The 24,646-nt window shown below is 49.5% G+C and carries 26 protein-coding genes and 1 riboswitch; of the genes, 11 read left to right on the top strand and 15 right to left on the bottom strand.

Features of this window, described 5'->3' with window-relative positions:
* Positions 1-71 precede the first annotated feature (71 nt).
* Positions 72-638 (bottom strand): TlpA family protein disulfide reductase, encoded by a 567-nt coding sequence (locus ABD880_RS08875; RefSeq protein WP_345164774.1) that lies wholly within the window; start codon positions 636-638, stop codon positions 72-74.
* Between the two features lie 40 nt (positions 639-678).
* Positions 679-2,058: a dicarboxylate/amino acid:cation symporter gene (locus tag ABD880_RS08870; protein WP_345164772.1), complete on the bottom strand. Its 1,380-nt coding sequence runs from the start codon at positions 2,056-2,058 to the stop codon at positions 679-681.
* 214 nt (positions 2,059-2,272) lie between these two features.
* Here ABD880_RS08870 and ABD880_RS08865 point away from each other — a divergent pair, with 214 nt between their 5' ends.
* Positions 2,273-3,271: a dipeptide epimerase gene (locus tag ABD880_RS08865; protein ID WP_345164770.1), complete on the top strand. Its 999-nt coding sequence runs from the start codon at positions 2,273-2,275 to the stop codon at positions 3,269-3,271.
* A gap of 134 nt (positions 3,272-3,405) precedes the next feature.
* Here the strand turns inward: ABD880_RS08865 and ABD880_RS08860 are convergent, their stop codons facing one another.
* Both ABD880_RS08860 and ABD880_RS08855 read right to left on the bottom strand, forming a co-directional pair.
* Positions 3,406-3,981 (bottom strand): DUF6799 domain-containing protein, encoded by a 576-nt coding sequence (locus tag ABD880_RS08860; protein WP_345164768.1) that lies wholly within the window; start codon positions 3,979-3,981, stop codon positions 3,406-3,408.
* Positions 3,982-4,044: 63 nt separating this feature from the next.
* Entirely contained in the window at positions 4,045-4,698 is a 654-nt protein-coding gene (locus ABD880_RS08855; RefSeq protein ID WP_345164766.1) for a DedA family protein, read from the bottom strand.
* A 159-nt stretch (positions 4,699-4,857) separates the two neighbouring features.
* Here ABD880_RS08855 and ABD880_RS08850 point away from each other — a divergent pair, with 159 nt between their 5' ends.
* Positions 4,858-5,307, top strand: coding sequence for a MarR family winged helix-turn-helix transcriptional regulator (locus tag ABD880_RS08850; protein WP_345164764.1), 450 nt, complete (start codon positions 4,858-4,860; stop codon positions 5,305-5,307).
* A gap of 31 nt (positions 5,308-5,338) precedes the next feature.
* Positions 5,339-6,046: a YceI family protein gene (locus ABD880_RS08845; protein WP_345164762.1), complete on the top strand. Its 708-nt coding sequence runs from the start codon at positions 5,339-5,341 to the stop codon at positions 6,044-6,046.
* Between the two features lie 150 nt (positions 6,047-6,196).
* Here ABD880_RS08845 and ABD880_RS08840 read toward each other — a convergent pair whose 3' ends face one another.
* Entirely contained in the window at positions 6,197-6,421 is a 225-nt protein-coding gene (locus ABD880_RS08840; RefSeq protein WP_345164760.1) for a hypothetical protein, read from the bottom strand.
* Positions 6,422-6,582: 161 nt separating this feature from the next.
* Positions 6,583-6,679: riboswitch (TPP riboswitch) on the top strand.
* Positions 6,680-6,739: 60 nt separating this feature from the next.
* Here ABD880_RS08840 and ABD880_RS08835 point away from each other — a divergent pair.
* From ABD880_RS08835 to ABD880_RS08825, 3 genes are all read left to right on the top strand, one after another.
* Positions 6,740-9,169, top strand: a complete 2,430-nt coding sequence (locus tag ABD880_RS08835; RefSeq protein WP_345164758.1) for a TonB-dependent receptor — start codon at positions 6,740-6,742, stop codon at positions 9,167-9,169.
* A 912-nt stretch (positions 9,170-10,081) separates the two neighbouring features.
* Positions 10,082-11,260, top strand: a complete 1,179-nt coding sequence (locus ABD880_RS08830) for an acyl-CoA dehydrogenase family protein (protein WP_345164756.1) — start codon at positions 10,082-10,084, stop codon at positions 11,258-11,260.
* A gap of 29 nt (positions 11,261-11,289) precedes the next feature.
* Positions 11,290-12,009, top strand: coding sequence for a sterol desaturase family protein (locus tag ABD880_RS08825; RefSeq protein WP_345164754.1), 720 nt, complete (start codon positions 11,290-11,292; stop codon positions 12,007-12,009).
* Between the two features lie 133 nt (positions 12,010-12,142).
* Here the strand turns inward: ABD880_RS08825 and ABD880_RS08820 are convergent, their stop codons facing one another.
* The 5 genes from ABD880_RS08820 to ABD880_RS08800 all read right to left on the bottom strand — a co-directional run bounded on the left by ABD880_RS08820 (position 12,143) and on the right by ABD880_RS08800 (position 16,061).
* The gene (locus ABD880_RS08820) at positions 12,143-12,472 is read right to left on the bottom strand and encodes a hypothetical protein (protein ID WP_345164752.1); all 330 of its coding nucleotides are present in this window, start codon (positions 12,470-12,472) and stop codon (positions 12,143-12,145) included.
* 65 nt (positions 12,473-12,537) lie between these two features.
* Complete coding sequence (locus ABD880_RS08815) at positions 12,538-13,179, bottom strand: YceI family protein (protein WP_345164750.1); 642 nt, start codon at positions 13,177-13,179, stop codon at positions 12,538-12,540.
* 201 nt (positions 13,180-13,380) lie between these two features.
* Positions 13,381-14,001: a YceI family protein gene (locus ABD880_RS08810; RefSeq protein ID WP_345164748.1), complete on the bottom strand. Its 621-nt coding sequence runs from the start codon at positions 13,999-14,001 to the stop codon at positions 13,381-13,383.
* Between the two features lie 79 nt (positions 14,002-14,080).
* Positions 14,081-15,412: a hypothetical protein gene (locus ABD880_RS08805; protein WP_345164746.1), complete on the bottom strand. Its 1,332-nt coding sequence runs from the start codon at positions 15,410-15,412 to the stop codon at positions 14,081-14,083.
* Between the two features lie 37 nt (positions 15,413-15,449).
* On the bottom strand, positions 15,450-16,061 hold the full coding sequence (locus ABD880_RS08800) for a YceI family protein (RefSeq protein WP_345164744.1): 612 nt from the start codon (positions 16,059-16,061) through the stop codon (positions 15,450-15,452).
* A gap of 148 nt (positions 16,062-16,209) precedes the next feature.
* On the opposite strand from ABD880_RS08800, the gene ABD880_RS08795 reads away from it, so the two are divergent.
* The 3 genes from ABD880_RS08795 to ABD880_RS08785 all read left to right on the top strand — a co-directional run bounded on the left by ABD880_RS08795 (position 16,210) and on the right by ABD880_RS08785 (position 18,939).
* Complete coding sequence (locus ABD880_RS08795) at positions 16,210-17,412, top strand: PAS domain-containing sensor histidine kinase (protein WP_345164742.1); 1,203 nt, start codon at positions 16,210-16,212, stop codon at positions 17,410-17,412.
* Positions 17,409-18,467 (top strand): response regulator, encoded by a 1,059-nt coding sequence (locus ABD880_RS08790; protein WP_345164740.1) that lies wholly within the window; start codon positions 17,409-17,411, stop codon positions 18,465-18,467. The genes ABD880_RS08795 and ABD880_RS08790 overlap by 4 nt, the downstream gene beginning before the upstream one ends.
* Before the next feature lie 82 nt (positions 18,468-18,549).
* Entirely contained in the window at positions 18,550-18,939 is a 390-nt protein-coding gene (locus ABD880_RS08785) for a Rossmann-fold NAD(P)-binding domain-containing protein (RefSeq protein WP_345164738.1), read from the top strand.
* A gap of 167 nt (positions 18,940-19,106) precedes the next feature.
* On the opposite strand, the gene ABD880_RS08780 is transcribed toward ABD880_RS08785, so the two are convergent.
* On the bottom strand, positions 19,107-19,436 hold the full coding sequence (locus ABD880_RS08780; RefSeq protein WP_345164736.1) for a hypothetical protein: 330 nt from the start codon (positions 19,434-19,436) through the stop codon (positions 19,107-19,109).
* Between the two features lie 271 nt (positions 19,437-19,707).
* On the opposite strand from ABD880_RS08780, the gene ruvB reads away from it, so the two are divergent.
* On the top strand, positions 19,708-20,751 hold the full coding sequence (gene ruvB, locus ABD880_RS08775; protein WP_345164734.1) for a Holliday junction branch migration DNA helicase RuvB: 1,044 nt from the start codon (positions 19,708-19,710) through the stop codon (positions 20,749-20,751).
* Between the two features lie 261 nt (positions 20,752-21,012).
* Here the strand turns inward: ruvB and ABD880_RS08770 are convergent, their stop codons facing one another.
* Entirely contained in the window at positions 21,013-21,465 is a 453-nt protein-coding gene (locus ABD880_RS08770; RefSeq protein WP_345164732.1) for a RidA family protein, read from the bottom strand.
* A gap of 208 nt (positions 21,466-21,673) precedes the next feature.
* Here ABD880_RS08770 and queG point away from each other — a divergent pair, with 208 nt between their 5' ends.
* Positions 21,674-22,645, top strand: coding sequence for a tRNA epoxyqueuosine(34) reductase QueG (queG, locus tag ABD880_RS08765; protein WP_345164730.1), 972 nt, complete (start codon positions 21,674-21,676; stop codon positions 22,643-22,645).
* Here queG and ABD880_RS08760 read toward each other — a convergent pair.
* From ABD880_RS08760 to ABD880_RS08750, 3 genes are all read right to left on the bottom strand, one after another.
* Positions 22,610-22,804: a hypothetical protein gene (locus tag ABD880_RS08760; RefSeq protein ID WP_066509101.1), complete on the bottom strand. Its 195-nt coding sequence runs from the start codon at positions 22,802-22,804 to the stop codon at positions 22,610-22,612. The genes queG and ABD880_RS08760 overlap by 36 nt on opposite strands.
* A gap of 170 nt (positions 22,805-22,974) precedes the next feature.
* Complete coding sequence (locus tag ABD880_RS08755) at positions 22,975-23,823, bottom strand: ferritin-like domain-containing protein (RefSeq protein WP_345164725.1); 849 nt, start codon at positions 23,821-23,823, stop codon at positions 22,975-22,977.
* 20 nt (positions 23,824-23,843) lie between these two features.
* Complete coding sequence (locus ABD880_RS08750; protein WP_345164723.1) at positions 23,844-24,605, bottom strand: ferritin-like domain-containing protein; 762 nt, start codon at positions 24,603-24,605, stop codon at positions 23,844-23,846.
* Positions 24,606-24,646 lie beyond the last annotated feature (41 nt).

The following is a 24,646-nucleotide window of genomic DNA, read 5'->3' as shown; positions in this document are numbered from 1 at the left end:
AAACGAAAAGAGGCGGAAGAGCCAGCATGTCACCGCTGTTCTTCCTCCTCTTGTTATCTGTAGCCCAGAGGTTACTTCTTCTCTGTGCCTTTGATGATGTTGAGTAGCTGCATTTCAATGGTAGGGTAGGCTACTTCTACAATTCTGCCCAGCTCTTTGCCGTCTTTGTTATACACGATGAAGGTAGGCACCGCGGTGATGTTATAGGGCTTCTCCTCGCCGGTAGGGCTGGTTCTGTCCTCACGCAGGCTATACATCTGCAGCTTGGTAAGCGGCACGCGGCCCATGTCCAATACCTTAAAGAAGCGGGGCAGGTCGCGCTGGGTGTCAATGCACCAGCTGCCTACAAAGGCCTTAAAGGTGACGGTCTCCAGCAGAGGCGTCAGCTCTTCCATGATCTTGGCATTGGGCGTGTACCGCTGGTACGTGGGGTGAAACCAGTTGCTGTGCGGCGCCTGGTCAAAGGCCACGCGCGTAGTGGGGCCAATTAAGATGGTCTCACCGGCCGGGCTTTTCTCCTCGCGGTTTTCATTGGGGTTGATGCCTGTATGCGCGGTAGTAGTGCTGGTGCTTTGTTTAGTACCGGCACAGCTGGCTAAGGCCAAGGCCGTGGCAAAAAGAAGAAGGTAATTTTTCATAAGCTTCTCAGTTTATAGATACACCCGCAGCTGAACTTAGTTAGACAGACTCAATAGGTCTTGGCTCGTCTAGGTCCACAAACTCGCCTTCCCAACGGGCAATGACGGCGGTGGCCAGACAGTTTCCAATCACGTTCACAGAAGTGCGGGCCATGTCCATGAGTTCATCAATACCTAAAATGATAAAGATTGGTTCTACCGGCAGGTTAAACGAGGCGGCCGTACCCAGCAAAATCACCAGAGACGCTCTTGGCACGCCGGCCACGCCCTTGCTAGTAAGCATCAGGGTAAAGACCATTAGTAACTGCTGTTCCCAGGTAAGGTTAATGCCCGCGGCCTGCGCCACGAAGATAGACGCCAGCGACAAGTACAAGGTCGTTCCATCCAGGTTAAAGCTGTACCCCATAGGCATTACAAACGCCACTACTTTACGCGGTACCCCAATGGACTCCATGGCTTCCATGGCGCGCGGAAGGGCAGCCTCAGAACTGGTGGTGGCAAAGGCAATGGACACCGGCTCGGCAATGGCCTTGGCAAACATCTTGATGGGAATCCTGAAGAACAGGGCCATTGGTAACAACACCACTAAAAGGAAGAAGATAAGTGCCACATAGAGCGTAGCCAGAAGTTTAAACAGGTTAATCAAGATACCAAAGCCCATGTGACCCACCGTGTAGGCAATGGCCGCGCCCACGGCAATAGGCGCAAAGTACATGATGATGTTGGTGAACTTGAACATGGTCTCTGCCAAGCTCTCCGTCACTTCTAACAAGGGACGGCGCTTGCGCTCATTCAGCATGGCCAGGCCAATCCCGAACAGCACACTGAACACCACAATCTGCAAAACCTGGCCTTCGGCGATGGATTTGGCGATGTTCTCTGGGAAGATGTGCAGGATGATGTCTTGCCAGGTCTGCGGCTCTGCGGCTTTTATTTCGTTGCTGGTTTCGCCTTTCAGGACAATGCCTTCGCCGGCCTTACTGATGTTGATGGCGGCCAGACCAATGAATAGGGCAATGGTAGTCACCACCTCAAAGTAGACCAGGGCCTTTACCCCCATTTTACCAACCTGCTTCAAGTTAGAGTGACCGGCAATGCCCACCACCAGTGTAGCGAATACCAATGGCGCAATGATGGTTTTCACCATCTTCAGGAAGATTTTGCTTAACACGTTCAGGCTCTGGGCCGTTTCCGGGAAGCTGTAGCCAATCTCGGCGCCAATCACCATGCTCACCAGAATCCAGGTAGTGAGGGATCTTTTGCGGTAGGCAAACAGGATGAGGACAAGGATGCCAATCCAGCGGGCAATGTTCAACACCATGTCCGGAATGGCCACCATGGCGTGGTTGTGCATAACGGTGAGGACAGCAGAGATGGTAAGCACCACAAACGCCACCAGCGCAAGAGTAGAGTTTTTCATAAGATGTTTCGCGGTCGCACCCAGAAGAAGGTGCTAGGCAGTGAGTTAGATGAATGCAAGCAGGCCATGAAAAGAAAGGAGCCCGCCAAAGCGATGCCAAATATAATTTAAAACTATGGTTTCCTAAAGGGACAGGCCCGCGATAGTTTCCCTCTTTTTTCTGGCATTTACAGCTTTTTTGCTCTAAACTTAGCTTTCATCTACAGAACCCCCTATGTTGACCTGGCAAATTGAGACCCTGGACCTGGCGCTAAAGTTTACCTGGAAAATCTCCAGAAACGCCACAGACGTTAAAACCAACCTCATTGTGACGGTGGGCAACGAGCGCGTGCAAGGCAGGGGAGAGGCGGCGCCCAACATCCGGTACGGCGAGACCCCGGCCCTTTTATTGGAACAGTTTGAGAACCTGCAAAAGAACGGATTGTCCAGCGTAGAAACGGTAGAGGAATTGCAGTATCTGACCCAGCGCGAAAACGTGATGCCCGCCCTGCGGTTTGCGCTGGAATCTACCCTGGTGCATTACCTATCTAGAAAAGCCAGCAAGACCGTGCCTGAGTTCTTAGGCGTGCCTGCCGTAACCGCCACGCCCACGGCGTTCACCTTCCCCATCATGGAGCCGGGCAAGATTGCCGCCTTTGCCCAGGAGCATGAGCTTAAGCGGTTCCAATACTTAAAGGTGAAGGTGAACGAAGAATCTGGCCTGGACATGATGTCTGAAGTCTTTAAAGCCACGGCCCAGCCTTTGATTGTAGACGCCAACGAGGCCTGGCAAGACCCAGACGCGCTCATCAGGTTCATGGAAGGGCTCAAGAAGTTTTCCATTCTCATGCTGGAGCAACCCATGCCCGCTGCCTTGAATGAGGAGTATTTGTATTTAAAACCATACTCGCCCTATGACTTGTTTGCAGATGAGTCTGTCACAGACCACGCCGACTGGGATCTGCTCAAACGACAGTTCCATGGCGTGAACATGAAACTCATGAAAGCGGGCGGTTATCTGAACGGGCTGGCCATTCTACAGAAGACGCGGTCCTTGGGCCTGAAAACCATGATTGGCTGCATGATGGAAACGTCTATGGGCATCTGGTCGGCTATTCAACTGGCCCACGGCGTAGACTACCTGGACCTAGACGGCATGCTGGTGGTCAAAGACGAGCCGTTTAAATATGTTACTGAGCAAGACGGCATCCTCACTCCCATAAAACAACCGTAGCCTCTAACTCATTCGTGGCTTCGCTTTTGGCCTGTTTTCTAAGAAACAAGCCAAAAACGAAGCCACGAATGATTAATGACCAGTGACTAATGATTAGAGTCAGAAATTAATCATTAGTCAGTAATCAATATTCACTATTGTTTCTTATCCGTTTGGCCTAGTTGCTGCTGTACTTTTTTCAAGTCTGCCTCTACTTTGATGAGGTCCTTTGATTTGGCCTTGTTTTGAGCGGCGTTCTCCAATAAGGCGTTTTTCTGCTCCAGCAGTTCGCGTTTGCGTTGCAGCAGATCCAGGCGGTTTTGCAGGCGCTGGGCGTGTTGTAACTCATTGCGCAGGGCGGCGGTGTCACCGGTCACCACGGTGCTCTCATTGATAATCACAGGAGACTTAGAGAAGACGCCAATCAAGTCTACACGGTCACCTTCCTGCATCTGTATCTCCTGGCCGGCGCGGTTTACATAGACCCCGTTGGGCGTAACGGTAGAACCATTAGGGAAACGCTTGGTTGCTTCTAGCGGGGTCATCTGCTGGTTGTTTACCTCTACCATTTTGCCGTTGCGCATCATAACGCCCTGTCTAAAAGGAGTGACGCTGGGCGTGACGGTTTTGCCACTAATAGACGTAGAAACAGAGGCTTGCTGGGCCTGGCTCTGGAAGCCCGCTAAACAACAAAGCAACAAGAGAAGGGTAAAAACAAAAGAACGGGTCATGTCTGTACTTGGTTTATGATGGTTTTTATGCTGTTTTCTGAAAATCAGGCCAAAAACGGAAGCCTAGTGCTCTGTCTTGGTTTTGGCGTTTCGTTCCTTAAAGTACTGAATAATTCCTGGCAAGATAGACAAGCCAATGATAATTGGGATAGCGTAGTGCAAATAGTCTTTTAACTGCGGGAACTGCCGGCCCAGGTAATAGCTGGCCACCACCAGAGAACAAACCCACAAAGCCGTACCTACGGCACTCAACGCCACAAAGCGCGGCAGCTCCATGCTAGTGGCTCCGGCCAGCAAGGGATTAAAGGTGCGCACCACGGGCACAAACTTACCCAGAATGAGGGCAGACTTGCCTTTCTCCTTATAAAATTTCTCTGCCTTGTCCAGGTGCTTGCGTTTATAATACCAGGTGTCTTCCTTCTTGTAAAGCTTCTTGCCCATCTTTTTACCAATGCTGTAGCCAAGCAGATCTCCGGCCACGCCCGCGGCCGTCATACTGATTAAGAGCAAGCCCAAAGGAATGGTCAGGACATCGGCGCCCGCCAATAGGCCGGTAGCCAGCAAAAGCGAATCGCCGCCCGGGATCACCAGGCCAATAAGCAGTCCCGTCTCTACAAAGACCACCGCCAAGATAAGGGCCAGCCCGCCGTACCTGATCATGTTCTCTGGGCTGGAGAAAATATCTGAGAAAGAAGCTAAAAGAATCAAAAGGACCATACTGCCGGGGTAAACTATCTCACCCCCATACGCACAAATGCCAATGCGTGTTAACCGGTAACCTAAGGGTGCTAGGTGAAAAGCCTTTTTTAGCGTGATTTGGAAAATCTTTATAACAAAACATATATTGCTTTGCTAATATGCTAATTTTGTAGTGATATGAAGATTGAAGACGAAATAAAGCAAAGCACTTTTAAGGATTCGTTCCAGAAGGCGTACATCAACATTGTGTACACGGCCAACGGTTTGCAGCTGGGCCAGTCTACGGTATTAAAAAGCTACGGCATTACCTTGCCTCAATATAATATCCTGCGCATTCTTAGAGGACAATACCCCAAGCCGGCTACCGTTAACCTGTTAATTGAGCGCATGCTGGACAAAACGTCCAACGCCTCGCGCATAGTAGACAAGCTGGAGGCCAAGCAGTTGGTAACCCGCACGCAATGCCCGTCAGACCGCCGCACGGTAGACATTGTCATCACAGAGAAGGGCCTGAAGATGCTGGAAGAGCTGGACAAGATCCAGGAAGGAACTAAACACGGCATTCAAAACCTTTCCGCTGAGGAAGCCGAGCAGCTGAGCTTGCTCTTAGATAAAATACGCGACTAACCTTTACAGGACATACACCCAGTTTAAGCCCATGAAAAAGACATTACTTTCTGTATTAGTAGCCGCCTCTGTAGGTGCTACCGCCTTTACAACCTTAGCTCCAGCCAAACATGAGGCCAGCGCGCCTGCCAAAGCAGCCGTGGCCATCCAAACGTTCAAGGTGGTGACCTCTGAGAGCAAACTAGGCTGGATAGGTCGTAAAGTAACCGGTGAGCACAACGGCGACCTGAAACTGACCAGCGGTACCATCCTGTTTGACAGAAACGCCCTGCGCGGCGGCTCTTTTGTCATGGACATGACCTCCATCACCTGCAATGATTTACAGGGCAACTCCAACAAGAACCTGGTGAATCACTTAAAGGCAGATGATTTCTTTGCAGTAGACAAGTACCCTACGGCCAATTTCCTCATCACCAACATTGCCCCAAAAGCAAACGCCAAGGTAGGTTCTACCAACTTCATTGTGACTGGTAACCTAACCATTAAAGGCATTACCAATGAGATTGTGTTCCCGGCGGCGGTGTGGGTAAAGAAAGGCGTAGCCACGGCTACCGGCACTCTAAAGTTTGACCGTACCAAGTTTGACATCAAGTTCCGGTCTGGCAACTTCTTTGAGAACCTGGGTGACAAAACCATTCAGGATGACATTGAGCTGAAGATTAACCTGGTGGCCAAGGAAGAAGTGGTGACTAAAGTTAAAAAAGAGAAAGCCGGCAAAGAAAAAGTAGCCAAAAGCTAATCTTGCGCCATACCTACTAAAAAAGCCGCCTGTCTGCCTAAGACGGGCGGCTTTTTCATGCCTGCCAGGATGGGTCATAAAGCAGAAAACCCGGAAGCTCAGCGTTCTTGTCGCCAGGCTTTCGGGTTTGTCATGAAGGGGGTTCTGTCTTTAGAAGGTCTCTTTAATGCGGGGACGGTTGTAGGTGGGTTCCCAGTCATTAATGGGCAGGCAGATGCCTGGCGGAAGGTCTAAATCTGGCAAGCCGTCATTGAGCGGTTCGCCTCCATCGTCGTCGCTGTCGTCCTGGGGCGGCACTCGGTATTTCTTGCGCGGAACCAGCGCAAAAAATGCCAGCATGGCCAGCACTACCAAGGAGTATACAATACTGATCATAAGAATCAACTGTTAGGAGTCTTACATACCACTCACTGTCAGGGGAGTGGGTCTTTTGTTCAACGTATAGCAGGGGCTCTATGTTAGGGCAAGCGTCAAAAAAATAGGCAGGATGAAACAGGTTCTTGGTTTGTTTTTAAAATAACAGGGAGCTAGCTTTGTCCTAGTTTTAGGGGTGCCTTAATAATACGGGCTGAGATCATACCCATTGAACCTGATACGGTTAGTACCGGCGAAGGGAAAAACAAGGGAAACAAAACAATTTGGGTGCACCGACCCCTGGTGTGGCCTGTATGTTTTACCATTACCATCTTTCACATGAAAAGAGTATTAGCCCTGGTTATGGGCTGTCTGCTGCCTTGGTTTGCCATGGCACAAATCACCTTATCTGGCCGTGTTTTGGACGCCGCCACCCGCCAACCCCTGGTTGGAAGTACCATCACCCTTTCAGAAATCAGTTTAACCACCCAAACCGCGGCCGACGGCAGTTTTCAATTCTCAGACGTACAGCCGGGCAACTATTCCGTTAAAATAAGCCACGTGGGGTTTACCACTACCACAGAATTGGTGTCTTTACAAGAAAGCCTAGCCAAAGACTTTGCCTTGACACGGGGGAGCATGGCTAGCAAAGAAGTGTTGGTAACAGCCTCCCGCGCCAATGAGAAAACCGGCACCACCTACAGCAACGTGAGCAAAGAAGAAATCCAAAGCCGCAATTTTGGCCAGGATTTGCCCTATCTGCTGGAGAATACGCCGTCCTTGGTGACCAATTCAGATGCAGGCGCGGGCGTGGGCTACACCGGCCTGCGCATTAGAGGCTCAGACATCACCCGCATTAACGTGACGGTGAACGGCATACCCGTGAATGACGCCGAAAGCCACGGCGTATTCTTTGTGAACATGCCAGACTTTGCCTCTTCACTGCAAGACGTGCAGATTCAACGCGGGGTGGGAACCTCCAGCAATGGACCGGGCGCGTTTGGGGCCAGTTTAAATTTGCAGACCCAGGATGCCAGCCCAGAAGCCTATGCGCGTACAGACAATGCCTATGGCTCTTACAACACCTTTAAGAACAACGTGCAGTTTGGCACCGGCTTGCTGGGCGGAAAGTTCGCGGTGGACGGTCGTCTGTCCAGGGTTTCTTCTGACGGCTACATTGACCGCGCCACCTCAGACCTTAAGTCTTTTTATGTATCTGGAAGCTACCACGGAAAGAATGACTTCCTAAAACTGGTGGTCTTTGGTGGCAAGGAAATTACCTACCAGGCCTGGAACGGCGTGGATGAAGAGACGCTCAAAACCAACCGCACCTTCAACTCCGCGGGTACCGACTATGGTAGTACAGACATCCCGTATGACAATGAGGTAGACAACTACCAGCAAAACCACTACCAACTACACTACGGACATTCCTTCAGCCCGCAGTGGACGTTGAACGGCGCCTTGCATTACACGCGGGGCTTCGGGTTTTATGAGCAGTTCAAAGTCAATGAGCGCTTTTCTAACTATGCCATTCCGGTGGCGCCAGGCAGTACCATTTCCAGAACGGACTTGGTGCGCCAGAAGTGGCTGGACAATCATTTCTACGGGACCACCTTCTCTTTGCAGTACCAAGGCCTAGGCAGACTGTCGGCTACGCTGGGCGGTGGCTGGAACCGCTATGACGGTGACCACTTTGGCGAAGTCATCTGGGCGCAATACGCGTCTACCATTCGGCCAAACCACCGCTACTATGAGAACCAGGCCCATAAAACCGATTTTAACGTCTATGGCAAAGTAAACCTGGCCGTCACTGACCAATTAGGCTTGTTTGGCGATGTGCAGCTGCGCACCGTAGACTATAAAATTGACGGCTTTGATGATGACCGCCGCGACGTGACCACCCGTGCGGACTACGCTTTCTTCAACCCCAAAGCAGGTATTACCTACAACCTCACCAACAACCACAATCTGTACGCGTCAGTGGCGGTGGGCAATAGAGAACCCACGCGGTCAGACTTTACAGACCGGCCAGCCGGAGACAAAGCCAAGTCAGAGCGTCTGGTAGACTGGGAAGCTGGTTATCGGTTTAACCACAGCCTGGGCCAGGTGGCGGGGCAGAACGTACTATTCCGTTCAGACTTAACCTACTTCTACATGGACTACAAAGACCAGCTGGTCTTGACGGGTCAGTTGAATGATGTAGGCACGGCACTTAGAACAAACATCCCAGAAAGCTACCGGACCGGCGTAGAATTCTCTGGTAACTTATTCATAGGCGAGTTGGTTGACCTGACCACCAACTTGTCCTTCTCCAGAAACCGCATCAAACAGTTCACAGAGGTTTTGCCCATTGACTACAACCCAGAGGACGTGGTGGTGAACAAGTACGATGAAACCACCATTGCCTACTCACCAAGCGTGGTAACGTCTTCACAGATTCAAGTAAGACCGGTGACTGGCTTGCGCGTGGCCTTCCAGTACAAGACCGTAAGTGAGCAGTTTTTGGACAACACCGCCAACCAGAACCGTAGATTATCGCCGTATGGCGTAGCCGATGCCCGGGTGTTTTACATCTTTAAGCCAGTTTCTTGGATGAAGGAAGTAGAGTTAGGACTTTTGGTGAATAACGTCTTCAGTAAAGAATATGAGGCCAATGGCTACACCTTCACCGAGCTGTACGGCGGAGACCCGAATCGCTATGACTATAACTACTATTTCCCCCAGGCGCCCAGAAACTTCCTGGCTCAGGTAAGCCTTCGTTTTTAGCCTGATTTCCAGAAAACACCCCAAAAACGGCATCTCTTGCGCAGGCAGGAAATGCCGTTTTTTTATGCCTGTCCCGTTTTTAGCCTGGTTTCCAGAAAAGAGGCTGAAAATGAAGCTAAGGTTTTGCATAGTTAGCTGGACCGTAGCGGCGTTATACATAACGCCGTGCCTCTGCGCAGAGACGACTTGACAAGCCACCAGCAGCCGTTATATATTCTCCAAAAGAGGCACTGGGGAAGGGCAGTCCATTCAACGGGAGGCTGACTTTTTGCATGGGCACACGGCGTTATGTATAACGCCGCTACGGGGCAGGCACCCTCCGGCAGCCAAAGACCGCCCGATTCCCGAGGTCGTCTGGCCACAGGCCCGGCCGTCCCCGTGAGCCAAGCTAAATCAGACCGTGCTTAAGTACTAGTGACTTTGCAGCGACAGGAACAGTCATTGCTTGCAACCAGCTAAACCAACCAAGCAGCCCTAGAAGCATTGGTACTGAAACCAGCCTTAGTCCTGAGCGCCTCTGGTGTTTGTGCGCCGCGGCGAGCGGCGGCAGGGACGAAGTCCCACAAACAACAGCAGTGCGAAGGGCCGGGACGGGGCCCCGCGACCTTGAGCGCTTACCTGACAATATGCAACAAGACAGTGAGTGCGCACCGGAATAGACGGTAATGCCAAGGGAACAGCCAGCGGAAGTGCACTGCAACGGTAGTAGTGAATTAAAAGCAGCTTGACAGACAGTCTAGGTCATTAGTGAGAACACCAACAACGGCGCGGTCTAGTTGTTTTAGATTAGATAAGTTGCCAAACTTTTCACTCTCAACTTATAACTCTCAACTCTTTTTCTGTTGGGTGGCACCTCAATTCTTGCTAAGTTTGGCAATAGTCCTCATTAACCAAGTAATAACTCAATTTCTCATGGCTTCTGATACTTCCGGTTTCACAGATTACTTCAACATAGATGACCTCCTGACAGATGAGCACAAACTCATCCGGCAGACCATGCGTGACTTTGTCAAGCGTGAAATCTCTCCTAACATTGAGAAGTGGGCACAGGACGCGCATTTCCCTACAGAGATTGTTAAGAAATTTGGCGACGTAGGCGCGTTTGGCCCTACTATTCCCACTCAATACGGCGGTGGCGGACTGGACTACATCAGCTACGGTCTCATTATGCAGGAGATTGAGCGCGGCGATAGCGGGATGCGTTCTACGGCATCGGTGCAAGGGTCTCTGGTGATGTACCCCATCTATGCCTACGGGTCTGAGGAACAGCGCAACAAGTATCTGCCAAAGCTTGCCAGCGGCGAGTGGTTGGGTTGTTTTGGCCTGACGGAGCCAGACCACGGTTCTAACCCGGGCGGCATGACCACCAACATCAAAGACATGGGCGACCATTACTTGTTGAACGGTGCCAAGCTATGGATTTCCAACTCACCCGAAAGCCAAGTGGCGGTAGTATGGGCTAAAAACGAGGAAGGTAGAATCAAAGGGGTCATTGTAGAACGCGGCATGGAAGGCTTTACCGCCCCAGAGATCCACAACAAATGGAGCTTGCGAGCGTCGGTGACTGGCGAGCTGGTGTTTGACAACGTGAAAGTTCCTAAGGAGAACCTGTTACCTAACATTGACGGTCTGAAAGGACCTTTGGGTTGCCTGGACTCTGCCCGTTACGGTATTGCCTGGGGAGCCATTGGCGCTGCCATTGACTGTTATGAGTCTGCCTTGAAATATGCCAAAGAACGCATTCAGTTCGGGAAGCCCATTGCCAGTTTCCAGCTTATCCAGAAGAAACTAGCCGAGATGATCACGGAGATCACCAAAGCCCAGTTGATGGTATGGCGCTTAGGTATTCTCAAGAACGAAGGCAAAGCCACTACCCAGCAAATCTCCATGGCCAAGCGCAATAGCGTAGACATGGCCCTGCACATTGCCCGCGAAGCCCGCCAGATCCACGGTGGTATGGGCATTACGGGTGAGTACCCTATTATGCGCCACATGATGAACTTGGAGAGCGTGATTACCTATGAAGGTACCCATGACATTCACTTGCTCATTACCGGTGCAGATATTACAGGCATTCAGGCGTTTAAATAATAGTCCAGCTTTTAGAAGAAACTGACCTGATGCTCCTCATTATATTTGCGGTGTTTGTCTTCTGCTTCATTTTGGAGCGTATGGTGCCGGGGTGGAAATTACCAGAAGTGCCCACCTGGACCATACGGGTGCTGGCGGTCAATTTTGTGCAGTTGGCGGTAGTGACGGTGGCAGGCCTCACTTGGGAGAAATGGTTTTCACAATACTCAGTGTTCAATCTCTCTGACCATGTCAATCCTTATGTGGGCGGCGCCATCGCTTATTTCATTGCTACGTTTATCTTTTACTGGTGGCATAGATGGAGGCATAGGGTAGACTTTTTGTGGACGCATTTTCACCAGATTCACCACAGTCCCCAGCGCATAGAAGTAATCACCTCTTTCTATAAGCACCCGCTGGAGATGACGGTGAACTCCATTATTGGCAGTTTGCTAGTCTTTACTTTTCTGGGTTTAAGCGTTGAGGCCGGGGCCATCTACACCTTGTGTACAGCCTTGGGCGAGTTCTTCTACCACACCAATGTAAAGACGCCGCAGTGGGTGGGGTATGTCTTCCAGCGGCCAGAGATGCATAGAATCCACCATGAGTACAACAAGCACACCAACAACTACGGCGACATAGTTTGGTGGGACATGCTTTTTGGTACTTATGAAAACCCTAAGGAGTTTAAGACCTCCTGTGGGTTTGACAATGACAAAGAGCAAAAGCTTCTGGATATGCTTAAGTTCAAGGACGTGCATAAAGAGTAAAAGGCACCTCCTTTACAAATTGCCCACACGTCTCTAAATATCATTTTAAACAAAAAGGCCACTACAGAAATGTAGTGGCCTTTTTGTTTTTGGCCTGTTTTCTGGGAATCAGGCCAAAAACGATGTCGGTGGTTTAGTTGTAGTTCAGGTTCAGGATGATTTCCAGGCTGGCGTGGGCGGGACCGCAGATGTCCATCAGGTTCTTCTTCTGGTTGCCCGTCCTAGAGCCTTTTCCTAAGGTAAAAGCATCTGCCTGCTCTAGGGCTCTGTGGATATATTGCAAGGCCTGCTTGGTGGCCAGCTGTACGTGGGCCGAGTTGTTAGTGAACCCTAAATGCTCAATGTGTTCCAATATTTCCTCGCACTGGTATCTTAAGGCCAACACCGCAGTGGGGGTGTTCTTGGCCTTGCAATTAAGGTTTTTCATCAATTCCTGTAAGGAAGTGAATGTTTCAGTGTTCATGATTTCCTGAGTCTTCATTTTGAGGATGTACGGATATGCTCTTGTATGCGTGAGGTGGTGGTATGTTACTTGACTTCGGCCAGAATCTGGGTCAGCGGGCTATAGACGAGCAGAAAGTCAATGGTGATGTCATTGCCCGCTTGCATGGCGCCTCCCATAAAACTAGGAGCTTTGATGAGGTAGTCTGAGAACTTCAGGGCTTTAGAACACGTGATGGTAAGGCTTTGATCTGGGTTGGTTACCGCTATTAAGTTTAAGGAAACAGTATGAGCAATGCCTTTAAGCGTAAGCGAGCCAGTAGCTTTGATGAGTTGTTGGTTTAGTTGATTGAGTGAGACAACGGCACTGTCTAATTGAAAGAAGATGTCTGGGTGCTTGCTGGCCTTCAAGGCCTTGTGCGCTTTGTGGTCCATGGGTCTCAATCCGCCTTTCAGGCTTTTGGCCTTAAGTGAAAAGCTAAACTGAGTAATACTCTTGAGTTGGTTCTTATTATCCAGAAAGAACAGGCCTTGGCTTTCTATCTCTTTAGACGTCATGGTCCAGGTCTGCAAATCTGAGGTGCCCTTTACCTTGACAGTGCCTGCGTTTTCTGAATTGGTGCTGTACATGGTTTGGGCCGCCAAAAGCTGAGGGAAACCTACCAGCGCTACAGCCATGGTAAAGGAAATGGATAAAGTGATGCGGGAGAGAAACGTAGATGCTTTCATATGGCGTAGCTAGGATAGTGTACAAAAGTACCTTGCAGGAAAGGGCTGTCCCTTGATGCCTATTGCCAGAAAGATTGATATACGTCAAGAAGCCAGGGGAACTATGGGGCGTTTCTGCCAAATTCAAATATGCCACGAGCCAGGCCTTTTACTAAGACTTCGTTTTTGGGCTATTTTCCAGAAAACAGGCCAAAAACGCATTTAGATGAAATTCTCCAGGGGCTTCATTTTGAGGTGAAAGCTAATGGCCAGCTTCTGGTGCGTCTTGACCATGCCTTTCATCTTTGTGGGCGGTACCAGGTTAAAGTCTGAGAAATTGACCTCACGCAGGCCCACTAAATGCACTACGTTCTGGGCGTCTACAGAAATCTGGTACTTCACTTCTACGCGTTTGCGCGTGCCTGCCAGGTCAATGTCAACCCAGCCGGTGATGGGGGTTGGCTTCTGGCTTAATGTTGGCAGTTTGTTCAGGGAAAGGAAGGTGATGGAAAGGTGAGGGAATTGGTCTGTCTTAAGCGTTTTGCGCAAATCTTTGGTCATGATGGGATGGTGACAGTCAAAGCTTTTAAGGTTTAGCCTTAACCTGCCAGAGAGCCCTACTGCGTCTTTGTTCTTGGTGACCTCCAAAGTGTCCAACCGGTCATACGAGCTTATTTCACAGGAAAACTTGTTCAGGTTGGTACTGCCTTTTACTTGTAGGCTACTACTGCTGCTCACCGCCCAATAGTTCTTATGTCTTGGTTTGCCCACGGGCACCCAAGCTATACTACCCAGCAGAAGCAGGAAGAACAGGCTTTGCAGAAAAATATAGGTTGGACGCATTAAAAGAAGAGGTTAAAAGTGAATAAAGGCCGAAAAGGAGTATGCTTCCCGCTCGGCCCTTGGTTCATTCAATTAAGGATTAGAAACCGACTGCAGCCTGTACTACAAATCCCTTGAAGCGGCCACCATCACGGTAGTCTGCTGCCGGGAAGTCTTTGTATTCCTGGTTTACATATTCACCTTTTAGCAAAATGTTCTTGGTCATAAACCAGCCAGCACCAAAGGCCATTCTGTTAATCTTCACGTCATTGTTGTAGACAATGGCTTCGGTGGTAAGGGTAGCGGGCACATTGGCCAAGGTGGCAGAAACTGTGTTGTAACGAGCGCCTACAAACAGGTTTTCATTACTCCCGAATCTATACACGGCATCAATGGCATACTGACTCACGTCACGTATCTCTGTTTCGTTTTTGCTGCGGCCCTGGGCAGATTCCAGCGTCCCAAACAGTTCCAACCCTCTGGCTTTTATGAAACCGTTTACCTGCACCGCATCCACCTTCTTGCTGAACCCAGGATTGAATCGGCCTGAGAAGGCATTGCCTGCGTAAGTTCCTCCCGGTTTTTCCATCACCATAAAGTAGTTGGAACCGGTGCGGTCCCCGCCGTACAAGGTCTGTCCGCCAGAACTGTTGTTGGTGTAATAAGAGGCAGAGGCCCGCACTCTAAACTCAGGCTTCACTTGCTTGTCTATGCCAGCCTTGACGTAGAAAGAAGGTGACTTATGCGTGTTGTCATCTACCGCGGTTGGGGCCAGCTCGTCAATGTTGCCTTTGATCATGCCGTTAGACACGCCCACCATCCCAAACAAACCATTCTTGCGCACTAACACCTCCCCGCCAATCTCAGTAGAGAATGCGTCTAAGATGTAGTTCTCTGCGAAGGGGTTGTAAAACGTGTGACCTCCATCTGAGCGCCTGAAATGCTGGTCTCCGTAGTTGATTTCCATGTGACCTACCTTGATGGTAGTGTACCTCATGATGTCTTCCCAGATGTCACCCTTGAAAGGAAGCTTGTCAAACTGCATGTAACCGCCCTTCACCCAGGTCTCATTGTGATGACGGGACGACAAGTAACTGGTCAAGTTCAACCTAATGCCGTCTGCCAGTTGCACGTCCAGGAACAAGTTGGCGTTGGCCGTGTTCAGGCCCGGCGTGATTTTATAGAGGTTACCTGCGTTGTTGCTGTGCTTTAAAGCCTGAAAAGACTGCGTGAAGCCAGCACCCAGTTTCACCCGTATGCCCTCAAACTCCAGGCTGTCCTGCTTGGGGTCTTCAAACACATTGATGCCGCTTTTGTCATACGGACGCAGGTTAGAAACAGGCCCAAAAACCTGGGCTTGGGCAGTTAGGGAGGCAATAGAACAGCCAGCTATAAAAAAGGAAGCGAAGGCAGAAGTAAAGGTGCGTTTCATAATAGTGTGCGTTATGCTGAGATTGAGATGGATATCTTTATTTATGGTAAGTCTGGGCAAAGCCAATGGTGAGGTCATTGCCTACTTTCATAGTGCCAGCCATGTAACTAGGCGCTGCAATATTGTAGTCAGACAGTTTTATTTTCTCTGTGCCGGTGCAGGTAATGCTGTTGTCTGCGTTTACTTGCACGTTTACATCCATAGAAATTACCTGACGGCTACCGGCAATGGTCAAGTCGCCTAAGACCTTTACCAAGTATTTGTTTTTAGAAAGCGTGGTCACATCTGTAGAGCGAAGGTTGTAGACAATCTTAGGGTGCTGGCTGGCTTTCATTACTTTATAAGCCCGATTGTCTAGAGAAGAATGCTTGCTTTTTAGCGTCTTGGCATCCAAAGACAATTGAAAGTTCTGGATAGAGGTAAGCAGGTGGTTTTTGTCAAACTTAAAATCGCCTTTGCTTTGCATGGTGGTAGACGTCATATCCCAACTGTGTACATTAGAAGTGCCCGTAACCTTCATGAAGGTCTGCGCTTTGGGCACCAGGCTATATGATTGGGAGTTGGCTTGTCCTGGCACTACCGCCAGCATCACTACCATATATAAGAATGCGAAAAAGGAAAGGCGGGAGTTGGTATAAGAAACTTTCATAACGGTCAGGTTTTATTTGAAACAAAGGTAGAGGAGGGCCTTGGCACGGCACCTGACGCTGGTTATGCCCAAACTTGATGCTGGTCAAGAGGGATGTGGTTTGAATTAAAACGCACGATGTCAAACGCTTTCGTGTTATTAGGCCACTATGGCTACATCTAGCTCAGACAATACCGCATTAGTACAAGCTATCATCCAAAACGCCATTGATGGTATCATCACCATTGATGTGCGGGGCATCATTGAAAGCATCAATCCGGCAGCTTGTGACTTGTTTGGGTATTCCTCACAAGAGGTGATAGGCCAAAACATCTGTATTTTAATGCCCTCGCCAGACAGAGACCACCATGACCAGTATCTGGCGCGCTACCAGCAGACGCGGGTCCCGCATATGATTGGTATTGGTCGCGAAGTGAAAGGACTTAAGAAAGACGGGGTAGTGTTTCCGTTCAGGCTAGCTTTAAGCGAAGTGCAACTGGCTGGTAGGATTATCTACACAGGGTTTATCCATGACCTTAGCCGTGAAAAGGAAGCCGAAGAACAACTTAGGCAACACTCTATAGAATTGGAAGGCTTGGTAAAAGAGCGTACCAAATCCCTTCAAAAGTCTTTAAAGGAACTGCAGAACGCAAAAGACACCGTAAGCAACTCGCTGCAAAAAGAGATAGATCTGAGCCAGCTCAAAAGCAGGTTTGTGTCTATGGCCTCGCATGAGTTCAGGACGCCTTTAAGCTCTGTGCAACTGTCAGCATCGCTTATTGAGCGGTACGCCTTGTCAGAGAATCCTAACATCACCAAGCATGTCAACAAGATAAAGAGCGCCGTCACTAACCTTACCAATATCTTAAATGACTTCTTATTGCATGAGCGCCTGGACGCAGGCAAGGTAGAGCCTTCTTTTACGCGGTTCAACGTAGTGCACCTGGGCGAGGAAGTCACCGAGGAGATGCAACTCGTCTCAAAAGACGGGCAGGATATTATTTACCAGCACACCGGCGTGGAGAGTGAATACAAACTAGATCCCTATCTGCTCAAAAACTGCATCATCAATCTCATCTCCAACGCCATCAAATACTCTGGTGAAAACACCTTTATTGAGTTTAACACCAAGATAGAGGGCAATGTGCTAACCGTAGTGATTAAGGACTACGGCATTGGCATCCCAGAAAAAGACCACGCCCAGTTGTTTGAACCCTTTTTTAGGGCGCATAATACGGGTACCATTCCAGGCACGGGGCTGGGGCTACACATTGTGCGCCGCTACGTTATGCTTATGAATGGCTCCATCACCTTTGAGAGTAATATAAATAATGGCACTTCTGTCACCTTCACTTTTCCGGTACAACCATGAAAAAGCGCATCTTAATCATTGAAGATAATGTTGACATTAGAGAGAGTTCTACAGAAATTCTGGAGTTGAGCGGGTATGACGTTTTGCAGGCCCCAGACGGTAAAGCCGGGGTAGACCTGGCGTTTGCCCAGTTGCCAGACCTCATTCTCTGTGACATCATGATGCCTGAGCTGGACGGTTTTGGGGTTCTGTACCTCTTGCATAAAAACCCAGACACGGTCAACATTCCTTTCATCTTTTTGACGGCCAAGGCAGAGCGCGTAGACATAAGAAAAGGCATGGAAATGGGTGCCGATGATTACCTCACCAAACCCTTTGATGATATGGAACTGCTGGTGGCTGTAGAAAGGCGCCTGGCCAAACAAAAGCAACAGCAGACCTATTATAGCCAACCTTTGGAGAGCCTAGGGGCTCTGGCCGCTACGTCAGGTGGCCTTACACAACTACAGGACGTCATTGCGGGTCTAAAAATAAGGCAGGTGAAAAAAGGCCAGGACATCTACCAAGTAGAAGACCAACCCAAAGGCATCTACCTGATCATGAGCGGCCGCGTGAAAACCAGTAAAATGGCAGATGACGGCCGTGAGCTCATTACTGGCATGTACACCCAGAATGAGTACATGGGCATAGAGGCCCTTTTGTTAAGTGAGCCCTATACAGACAATGCCACTGCCATGGAGAACAGCTCTTTCTGTCTGTTGCCCAAAGCTACCATTGACTCATTTCTTGACCGTTTTACGGACGTTGGGCAGAAGTTCATCCATATCCTTTCGCAGAATATCCGGGAGAGAGAAACCCAGTTGCTACAGATGGCTTACCATTCTGTGCGCAAGCGCATGGCCAACGTATTGGTTAGTTTAGCACAGGAACAGAAGGCAATACTGCCTCAGGAGTGTCTGCAGGTATCCAGAGAAGACATGGCTTCCATGGCGGGCATGGCCACCGAGACCGTGAGCCGCATTCTGTCAGATTTCACTTGTGAGAAGCTTATTGTCAAAAAGGGTAGGCAAATCCAGATTCTAGATTTGGCTCGCTTGGCCAATATCAAAAATTGACCACTGTCAATCTTTAATCTGTCAGGCAGCAAACCTTCAGATTGCGGGGTGACGTAGCTTTGTGTTTTACAGATACAGAGCTATGAGAGTAGTCGCCTATGGTATTCATTCATCAGAGAAAGGCGTGTTGGCTCAAGCTAACCATAAAAAACATGATATTACGCTCATCTCTAATGTGTTAAGTGATGAAACTGCTTTTTATGCTCAAGGCAAACTAGCCGTCATTGATTTTTCTGATGACGCAGTTACGGGCACCACGCTACAACTATTGGATAGTCTGGGAATAAAGTACTTGGTCCATCACTCTAAGGTTACTTCTTTTGCAGGATACAATGCGGCTCAACACGGGATTGTCTGGGCCAATATTACGCTTGCTTCTTACATGGTTGGAGTTCCATATGACGCTTTGCAACAGGCAGCAGACCAAACCATTTTATTGTTAGACGAGTGGCAAGCGCATGAGTCTAAATAGGGCTAGTCCAAAAACAGGATGAGCAGACTAAACACAGGTTAGTAAGCTCCCTGCCCAGAGCATACTGCGGACTTGCTACAGATTTGAGCATAAAAAAGGCCACTACATTTCTGTAGTGGCCTTTTCGTTTTTTGGCTGTTTACTAGTAAACAGCCAGAAAACGACTTTTATTTATAGTTCAGGTTCAAGATGATCTCTAAGCTGGCATGGGCCGGGCCGCAAATATCCTGTAAATCAACTTTGGAGTTTGGCCCCACAGGAGTGTTCTCTATCCGTTTCGTGTCAATTTCAGAAATAGCCCGATGAATGTACTGGAGTGCTTGACGGGTAGCCAGCTGTACGTGCGCAGAATCATTGTTGAACTGCAGGTTTTTGATGAGGAACAGAATTTCATTGCACTGCTTCTGTAGCTCGTGCAAGGCTTTTTGTTCGTCTGTGGCTTCGCACTCCAGATTGTCCATCAGGACCTTTAAAGAGGCGAATGTGTCTATATTCATGACTAGGGTATTAGTAAATGTAAGCCGGTATAGCTTGGTAACAAGGGCAATGCCATAATCGGTCCATTTAATTGTTTTATATTCTGGTGTCTGAGTTGGCTGGCGGATGGGAGCAGGCAAAGGTGTGCTAAATATATTAGAAATCATGCTTTGTTTGGTAAAAATACTAGCAAAAAGATGGGCTTTTGACGGCCCGGATGGAGCGTTTTTACCTCAATAGCTGTTATCTTTACAACTGAATCTTTGCTGAACTGCCAAGAGATTTTTACACATGAGAGAAGATTATTTAAGCGGCTCCGCCGATAACCTGTCACCCGTAGAGAAGGAATATGACAAAGCCCTTCGGCCGCTAGATTTTGGCGACTTTACCGGTCAGGAGAAGGTGGTGGAGAACCTCAAGATTTTTGTGGGCGCGGCCATCATGCGCGGCGAGGCCCTGGACCACGTGCTCTTGCACGGACCTCCCGGCCTGGGCAAGACCACGCTAAGCCATATCATCGCCAACGCCCTGGGTTCCAACATCAAAATCACGTCTGGCCCGGTGTTGGACAAGCCCAGTGACTTGGCCGGTTTGCTCACCAACCTGGAGCGCAACGACGTGCTCTTTATTGATGAGATTCACCGCCTCAACCCCATCGTGGAGGAGTACTTGTACTCGGCCATGGAGGATTACAAGATTGACATCATGCTGGACTCTGGCCCCAACGCCCGTTCTGTGCAGATTACCTTGAATCCGTTTACTCTGATTGGTGCCACTACGCGTTCTGGCTTACTGACTTCGCCGTTGCGTGCGCGCTTTGGCATCAACTCGCGTCTGGAATATTATGACTCCAAGCTGTTGACCTCTATTGTGATGCGCTCTTCAGAGATTCTGGGTGCGCCTATCTATGAGGACGCCGCCTTTGAGATTGCCCGCCGCAGCCGCGGTACGCCGCGTATTGCCAACAACCTGCTGCGCCGTACCCGTGACTTCGCGCAGATTAAAGGAGACGGTACCATTACGGTAGACATTGCCCAGTTTGCCTTGAACGCCCTGGACGTAGACCACAACGGTCTGGACGAAATGGACAAACGCATCCTGAGCACCATCATTGACAAGTTCAAAGGCGGTCCGGTGGGTCTTTCTACCATTGCCACCGCTTGCGGTGAGGAGGCCGAAACGATTGAAGAGGTGTATGAACCGTTCTTAATCCAGGAAGGCTACATTAAACGCACTAGCCGGGGCCGTGAAGCCACTGAGGCCGCGTACCGTCACCTGGGTAAGATTGCTCCTAACCACGTGCGCAGCGGTACCTTGTTTGACCAGGCAGAATAAGGGCGTTTTTGGTCTGTTTCCCGGAAAAAAGACCAAAAACGACATGCCCATTGTAAAAGGCTAAGCAGATGATAAAGTCTTAGAATATCTCATTTAGTGAAAAACCTCACAGGCTTAAACCCTGTGAGGTTTTTTTGTTGTTTCAAGCGTCAGATAAAAGAATCTATCAGCCTAGTGATTCTCCTAATCTATTATCAAAATTTAGATTCCGGTTTTGGCCTGTTTTGCAAAAAGTAGGCTAAAACCGGAAGAATGAGTTGGTTACTCGGTCTTCTTAATCTCCACGATTAATTCTACTTCCAGCACGGTGTTAGGTTCTAGCAGGCGCACTATCTGCACCCAGGTGGCGGCGGGTGTGTGGGTGCCATAATACTTCTTCCGGACGTCTTTGTGCTTGGCGGTTTCGTCCATGTTGGTGGTGTACAAATTCTCCTTGACCACGTGCGTAAAATCTAGGTTGTACTGCTTTAAAGTTGCCTGTAAGGTTTTGTACACCTGGTCCATGGCTTTGTCCATAGGGCCAGCCGCTACCGTGCCAGAGATGTACAAGAGGTTGCCGGTTCTGTAGGCCTGGGCATAATTCCACTCCTGGTTGGCCCTGAAAGTCTTGGACGTGCCTTCAGGCACATGGGTTGGCACGGCTTTTTTGTCTTGCGCCCAGGCTGGGGCGGTGGCAATGAGCAGGAAAAGAAGAACAATGACGGTGTTTCTCATAGGTAGGTGAGTTTAGCTAAATAAAGAAACGAAAGAAAATAGTATGCGCGTCTATTTTAACGCTTTTTAACCATTCACCTTTAGGAGTGGCAGACGCCGTCGTTTTTTCGCTGTTTTCCAGAAAATAACCCAAAAACGGAATTTATAGGGCAAGTGAAATTCTTTTCAGCCAATTTTGTTTCCCCAACAGACGCACCTCTTCTTTTCTATGATCAACCTAGCCCCAAAACACACGCAGCTCATCAAGCAGAAGGCCCAGGAATTGGGCTTTATGTACTGCGGCGTGTCCAGGGCCGAGTTTCTGGAAGAGGAAGCGCCCCGGCTGGAGAACTGGCTCAACCAGAACAAGCATGGGCAGATGGGGTACATGGCCAACCACTTTGACAAACGGCTGGACCCGCGGCTGTTGGTAGAAGGAGCCAAGTCGGTGGTGAGTCTGCTGTTGAATTACTTTCCAGAGGAAACGCAGGCTGAGGATACGCTTAAGATTTCTAAGTACGCCTACGGGCAGGATTACCATTTTGTCATCAAGGACAAGCTCAAGACGCTGTTCAATTACATTCAAGAAGAGATTGGCGAAGTGGGCGGCAGGGTGTTTGTGGACTCGGCGCCGGTCATGGACAAGGTCTGGGCCAAAAAAAGCGGCTTGGGCTGGGTAGGCAAGAACAGCAACCTGATCAGGCCAGGCACCGGTAGCTTCTTCTTTATTGCCGAATTGATATTGGATTTGGAACTGGAGCCAGACGGGCCCATCAAAGACTATTGCGGCACCTGTACCAAGTGCATGGACGCGTGCCCCACAGACGCCATCTCACAGCCGTACGTGGTGGACGGCAGCAAGTGTATTTCTTATTTTACCATTGAATTGAAGGACCAGATCCCTAATGAGGTAGACGGGAAGTTTGGGAACTGGGTGTTTGGCTGTGATATCTGCCAGGATGTGTGCCCGTGGAACCGGTTCAGTAAACCGCACCAAGAGCCGGCGTTTTCGCCACATCCAGAGTTGCTCCGCCTCACCATGGGGGATTGGCAAGAGCTCACTCAAGATGTATTTCAGGATTTGTTCAGGAAATCTGCCGTCAAGCGCACAGGGTACAGTGGCTTACTGCGTAACGTGCGATTTGTAGCCGATGCGTCTAACTGCCTAAGCAGCCATCACGTTGCCGAAGACCCGGTTTAAGATACTGTCATAGTTGTTGCCGTAGCGCTTATAGCACCACTCTCTCAAGCTTTCCAGTTCTTTTCTCACGAGCATCCGCAGACCTTTTCTAAGCTCTTTCTCAAATAGTTTTTGATCAAAGCTCACTTTGTCCAAGATCATTTTCACATACTCCAACATGGCGTGTATAAGTGTTTATAGGTAAGGTATAGATTGAATGGATTAACCTATACGTGCTAAAATTGTAAAAGATGCTCTATAAATGGGTGATTTTATACAAATTTAATAAAAAAAGGTAGCCTGCAAGGCTACCTTTTTTTATTTTGTTAATAATCTGTTAAAAAGATGGTCTATCTTATGAACGGATCCACAATGGCCAACACCTGGGTTTTGGTCAATGGCTCATCAAAGGCCTCAGAGGCAGAATCTGCGTTGATGTTAATGCCACCAGCGTTCATGATGATGTTAACGGTAGCCTGGGTGGTCAGTTCCTCGCCGTCATAGATGGGTTGGGTGGCAGCTGGCAATCCGCCTCTGTCTTTACCGGTAATCCAAGGCTTTACAGAGGCCATGATGGTTGGCGTGTCTCTGCGCATTCTTCTGATGTGGGCTGCGTGGCGGGCTTCTACAGAGTGAATCTGCAAGGCAGCCTGTAAAATGGTATTGTTGGCTACCAGATTGCCGGCTTGTCCTTTGTACGCTCTCACGCCTGTGTCTTCAAAGGCCTGGGCTACGGCCAGCATAGTACCGTAGTTGGTGAACACGTCTGCAAACGCACCGCCAGCGGTAAAGTCAAAGCTAGCCGCGGTAAACATAACCGGCGTGCCTTGCAAGCTAGTGATGGCTTGTCTCAAGAAGGCCACGTGGGCCACCTCATGGTCTCTGATCAGGGCCAGAGCTCCTTGCGCAGCGGCAGGGGCGCCCACGGCGGCAGAAGCAGTTGCGGCCTGCTTGTAAAACTCGGCCTCCAAGTACTCCAGAGTCAAGGCGTAGTTCAGTACTTCTACAATGGCGCTGTTGCTGCCCGTCTGGGCATAGGCTTTGTTCAAGAATGAACCGAAGGCCAAAGGAACGGCCGTGGCTACCAACTTTTTGCTAAACCCGGCAAAATGCTTGAAAACAGATCTGCGGGCATCCAGGCGGTCAAATACTTCTGGATCTACTTTTTCAATCTCTTGAATTACGTTGAATATATTCATGGCTTTATTTCTTCTTTAGATTATTGTGTTGGTAAACCAGTTGCTACAATTGTTTGCTTGATAAACGGTTGCGCGCGCTGCAACACCTCTAAAGGCATTAAAGCCACATCCAGTCCATTGGTGTCTACAATTTGACGGCCCGCAATGATGCCAGAGTCTCCTTTGGCAAAGTCGCCGTTGCTGATCAAGTCTCTGATCTCTGCCGCATGACGGGCCTCTACAGAAACAATCTTGCCAGCCAGGGTCAAATAAGTAAGACCGTTGCCTGTGTCTGTGAATAGTTTACCGGCACCGTTATAAGCGGCTACGCCTAGGTCTTCAAAGGTTTTAGCAGTGGCCAACACAGAAGCACGGCTTGAGAAGTTAACGGCACTGAAGTCTGGCGTTAGGTCTGGAATTCTGGACGCCGCCGGAATGGCCGCCTTGAAGAACTCACGGTGGGCTACCTCATGGTTTCTGATGTCTGTGAGGATGGAACGCTCCAAAGCACTTGGGAAGGCCGTAGAGAACGCAGCGTTGGCTACCACTTGGGTATAGAAGGCGGCCTCTAGTTGCTCTAGCGCGTAGGCGTAATTCAAAATTCCTACGTCACCGGTGCCCAGGTTCACTGAGCCTTCGGCCATAGGGGTAGTGTCATCATCATCATCGTCGCAACCCGTGAGCACAATGGCGGTGGCAGCCATGGTCAGGCCGGTGTACTTTAAAAAGTTGCGTCTGTTGAAGGGGGTGTTGATCCTGTTGCTGGTCTCGTCCACAGGAGTTGGTTCTAGGTTTTCTGCCATAGTTTTAAAGTTTGAAGGTGTAACAAAGCTGGTGCTTCCTT

It is taken from the genome of Nibribacter koreensis (assembly GCF_039541795.1).
GTDB lineage: Bacteria > Bacteroidota > Bacteroidia > Cytophagales > Hymenobacteraceae > Nibribacter > Nibribacter koreensis.
Note: the sequence above shows the minus strand (reverse complement) of the source record. Positions and strands in the feature narration are given on the sequence as shown.

Coding starts and splice junctions, on each gene's coding strand:
- ABD880_RS08855 (WP_345164766.1), bottom strand. CDS start 4,698: ATGGTCCTTTTGATTCTTTTAGCTTCTTTCTCAGATATTTTCTCCAGC.
- ABD880_RS08770 (WP_345164732.1), bottom strand. CDS start 21,465: ATGAGAAACACCGTCATTGTTCTTCTTTTCCTGCTCATTGCCACCGCC.
- ABD880_RS08850 (WP_345164764.1), top strand. CDS start 4,858: ATGAAGATTGAAGACGAAATAAAGCAAAGCACTTTTAAGGATTCGTTC.
- ABD880_RS08815 (WP_345164750.1), bottom strand. CDS start 13,179: ATGAAAGCATCTACGTTTCTCTCCCGCATCACTTTATCCATTTCCTTT.
- ABD880_RS08785 (WP_345164738.1), top strand. CDS start 18,550: ATGAGAGTAGTCGCCTATGGTATTCATTCATCAGAGAAAGGCGTGTTG.
- ABD880_RS08760 (WP_066509101.1), bottom strand. CDS start 22,804: ATGTTGGAGTATGTGAAAATGATCTTGGACAAAGTGAGCTTTGATCAA.
- ABD880_RS08810 (WP_345164748.1), bottom strand. CDS start 14,001: ATGCGTCCAACCTATATTTTTCTGCAAAGCCTGTTCTTCCTGCTTCTG.
- ABD880_RS08790 (WP_345164740.1), top strand. CDS start 17,409: ATGAAAAAGCGCATCTTAATCATTGAAGATAATGTTGACATTAGAGAG.
- ABD880_RS08795 (WP_345164742.1), top strand. CDS start 16,210: ATGGCTACATCTAGCTCAGACAATACCGCATTAGTACAAGCTATCATC.
- ABD880_RS08830 (WP_345164756.1), top strand. CDS start 10,082: ATGGCTTCTGATACTTCCGGTTTCACAGATTACTTCAACATAGATGAC.
- ABD880_RS08780 (WP_345164736.1), bottom strand. CDS start 19,436: ATGAATATAGACACATTCGCCTCTTTAAAGGTCCTGATGGACAATCTG.
- ABD880_RS08800 (WP_345164744.1), bottom strand. CDS start 16,061: ATGAAAGTTTCTTATACCAACTCCCGCCTTTCCTTTTTCGCATTCTTA.
- ABD880_RS08860 (WP_345164768.1), bottom strand. CDS start 3,981: ATGACCCGTTCTTTTGTTTTTACCCTTCTCTTGTTGCTTTGTTGTTTA.
- ruvB (WP_345164734.1), top strand. CDS start 19,708: ATGAGAGAAGATTATTTAAGCGGCTCCGCCGATAACCTGTCACCCGTA.
- ABD880_RS08750 (WP_345164723.1), bottom strand. CDS start 24,605: ATGGCAGAAAACCTAGAACCAACTCCTGTGGACGAGACCAGCAACAGG.
- ABD880_RS08840 (WP_345164760.1), bottom strand. CDS start 6,421: ATGATCAGTATTGTATACTCCTTGGTAGTGCTGGCCATGCTGGCATTT.
- ABD880_RS08870 (WP_345164772.1), bottom strand. CDS start 2,058: ATGAAAAACTCTACTCTTGCGCTGGTGGCGTTTGTGGTGCTTACCATC.
- ABD880_RS08820 (WP_345164752.1), bottom strand. CDS start 12,472: ATGAACACTGAAACATTCACTTCCTTACAGGAATTGATGAAAAACCTT.
- ABD880_RS08875 (WP_345164774.1), bottom strand. CDS start 638: ATGAAAAATTACCTTCTTCTTTTTGCCACGGCCTTGGCCTTAGCCAGC.
- ABD880_RS08865 (WP_345164770.1), top strand. CDS start 2,273: ATGTTGACCTGGCAAATTGAGACCCTGGACCTGGCGCTAAAGTTTACC.
- ABD880_RS08835 (WP_345164758.1), top strand. CDS start 6,740: ATGAAAAGAGTATTAGCCCTGGTTATGGGCTGTCTGCTGCCTTGGTTT.
- queG (WP_345164730.1), top strand. CDS start 21,674: ATGATCAACCTAGCCCCAAAACACACGCAGCTCATCAAGCAGAAGGCC.
- ABD880_RS08805 (WP_345164746.1), bottom strand. CDS start 15,412: ATGAAACGCACCTTTACTTCTGCCTTCGCTTCCTTTTTTATAGCTGGC.
- ABD880_RS08845 (WP_345164762.1), top strand. CDS start 5,339: ATGAAAAAGACATTACTTTCTGTATTAGTAGCCGCCTCTGTAGGTGCT.
- ABD880_RS08825 (WP_345164754.1), top strand. CDS start 11,290: ATGCTCCTCATTATATTTGCGGTGTTTGTCTTCTGCTTCATTTTGGAG.
- ABD880_RS08755 (WP_345164725.1), bottom strand. CDS start 23,823: ATGAATATATTCAACGTAATTCAAGAGATTGAAAAAGTAGATCCAGAA.